The sequence below is a fragment of the Armatimonas sp. genome, assembly GCF_043760365.1.
Taxonomy (GTDB): Bacteria; Armatimonadota; Armatimonadia; order Armatimonadales; family Armatimonadaceae; genus Armatimonas.
In genome coordinates, this window is record NZ_JAYUPA010000972.1 from 1 (window position 1) to 2774 (window position 2774).

Annotated in this window: 1 protein-coding gene and 1 tRNA gene; both read right to left on the reverse strand. The window is 59.7% G+C overall.

The window, feature by feature from the left end:
- A partial coding sequence (locus ACH2EH_RS24640) for a DUF1592 domain-containing protein (protein ID WP_395145995.1) occupies positions 1-2547 on the reverse strand: 2547 nt, incomplete at its 3' end.
- A 132-nt stretch (positions 2548-2679) separates the two neighbouring features.
- A tRNA-Asn gene (locus tag ACH2EH_RS24645) sits at positions 2680-2751 on the reverse strand.
- Positions 2752-2774: the final 23 nt, after the last annotated feature.

Sequence of the window (2774 nt, forward strand, 5' to 3'; positions counted from 1 at the left end):
CACGATAGCATGGATCAGAGACTTGACGCCATAGCGGCTGGGGGCGGCGCGGTCTAGGATAGCCTCGATCTTGGGGCGGTCACCAAAGCGTATCGGTGCACCCGTGGCATAGACCACAAGCTGCCGCACGAGATTCCGCGCAAGCTGACGCTCGTCTTTGAGGAGGAGTGTTTTTAGCTCGCGGACATCCTGGAAGCGGCGGCCATCGGGCAGCCCCCCCGTGGCGTCAATCGGCTGCGCGGGATGGAACTCGAAAGGCTGGCCGTTCTTGCCATAACCCGCCACTTTTGCGCCCTCGCCCAGTGCACGGTAGCGCTCGCGCCAGCCGCCTGCAACATCGAAGCTCTCTAGCGCGAAGCCCGCCGGGTCCATCTTGGAATGGCAGCTATTGCAAGAGGCATTAGTGCGGTGCTTATCGAGCTGCTGACGGATCGTCACCGCCCCACGGGTATCGGGCTCCACGGCGGGCACTGCAGCAGGCGGCGGGGGAACCGGCTGGCCCAGAATGCGCTCCATAATCCAGGCACCACGCAGCACCGGCGAGGTAGTTGTCCCATTGGCCGTCACCTTTAGGACGCTGGTCTGGGTGAGCAGACCACCGCGCGGTGAGTCGGGTGGCAGCATAACTTTGCGTAGCGCAATGCCTTTCACACCAGGCAAGCCGTAGTGCTCCGCGAGGCGCTGATTGACCATCACAAAGTCCGATGCCACCAAGTTGCGGGCAGGCAGGTTGTTTCCGACCAGCTCCGTAAAAAAGTGCTGAGTCTCCTCGGTCGCCGACTCCACCAGATAGTCATCCAGATAGTAATCGGGGTAGAGCTCCGCATCGGGCGATGTGTTGTTTATCTTGCGCAGATCGAGCCAGTAGTCCAGAAAAGCCCCGACAAAGCGCTGGGACTTTGGGTCGGCCAGCAGGCGCTCGGTCTGGGCAGAGAGTGTGCCTGGTTTTCGCAGTGTTTTTTGATCGGCCAGCAAACGGAGTGCAGTATCGGGTTCTGAGTTCCCGTGGAAGTAGGCCAGACGGGTCGCCAGGGCGTGGTCGCTCAGTGGCCCCGGCTTCTCTTCCAGTGTCACAAACGCGGGTGAGCACAGCACAGCCGAGTAGGTCGTCAGAAGCGCATCGGTAAAACTATCACCGCCGACGAGAGCAGTCTGTGCGAGCTTTAGAAACGGCTGGATGTCTTCGGGGCGCACCGGGCGACGGTAGGTACGTGTCAGGAAGGCCCGTAGCAAGCGCTCCGCATCAGCGCTCGGGTCACTGGAGACAACTTCGACCTTGCCCTTTGCCCCCATCTTAAGCGGCAGATCCCCAAAGAGCAGTGTGTGGCCCTTGCTTGGCCAGCTCTCAATAAGCGGGCCTTCCACTTCGAGCCACTGAAACGCGACTCCTGGCTGCCCATCTTTCTCGGCCAGCGGGTTGTGCCAGCTTCCGGGGGGGCGTGAGCGGAAGAGGCGCACCGCATCGGGCCGAACTGTCTCCCCCTTGAGCAAATAGACATCCAGCTCACTCACAGACGGCTCTGGCCCCGTCTCGATATTTCCCAGCTTTCGTAAGAGCCGTGGCGGTGTCTCGGCGTAGAGACTCACCGGCTCCGGGGTCCGTCCCGCAGAGAGAAGCTGGCGACTGGGCCGCCACCAGCGCTTCTCACTCTCCGGTGCAGCCCAGAACGAGTGGGTCTTCAGGCGGAGTTTGTAGCGTCCGGCGGCGGGAGCTTTAAAGCTACTGAACTTGATCTCCAGGGGCTCATAGGTACTGGCAACAACCCCCATTGCCTCTTGCTCACGCACCAGCGGGTCCGCGGGTCCCACGGTCATGGGAGCCGTGCCCTCCAGCGCGGGAATATCAGCAGCACTGCCAATCATCGGAAATGTCGCACGCTCCGGGCTGGTATTGAACACGCCAAACTTTACCTTGCCCGTGAACGCATTTTGCTCACGAGCATAGAAGCGCCGTCGGGTACTTATCGGGCGAGTGGTCTCCCGAGCAAGCACTTCCCGCAGCGCGTACTCTGCGGTAGCGAGGTAGCGCCCCATCTGCACATAAGAAACATCAAGCGCCTCCCCAATTTTATTAAAACGCGCCACCTCGCCATCCTCAGGGAGCATCTCTTTAACTTGAAGCCAGGGGGCATCAAGCAGGTCACGTAGCGTGTTCTCGTACTCGTAGCGGTTCATGCGCCGCCAGATCGCCCGCCCCTCACGGCGCACCCGTGCGTCGTCGGTGGCAATCAGCGGCGCTTCCAGGCTTTTCAGAAATGCCGCGCGTGCAGTAGTGCTCAGTGGGGTCACGTCTTTGGGTGGCATCTCACCGTCGCGCACCCGGTCGTGAACCTTCGCCCAGAGAGCAAAGACCTTGGGATTGTCCAGCTCAAACTTCAGGGTTGTCAGGTCGAGCTTGCCTTCTTTGGTGGAGCTATTGTGACAGGCAACACAGTTCGTCTTCAGAAAATCCTGCCTCGGTAGGCTCTGGGGCGCTTTCTGGGGTTCTGCCGCGAGGGCGCCAAGGGTTAGCGTGAGGGTAGCCGCAAAAGCAAGTCGTCTCGTCATAGTTTCTCCAAACTGTATTTCTTGACGACGGTATTATTGTCCTTGTGGTTCACTACTTTGTGCCTCAAAAAACAGCGAGAGGCGCTGTTAAATAGTTTAACAGCGCCTCTCGAAAAGAAACCAACAGAAAAGCTCCCCCGACTGGATTCGAACCAGTGACCCTTCGGTTAACAGCCGAATGCTCTACCGCTGAGCTACAAGGGAACGGCGTTCAGGGTTATATCACA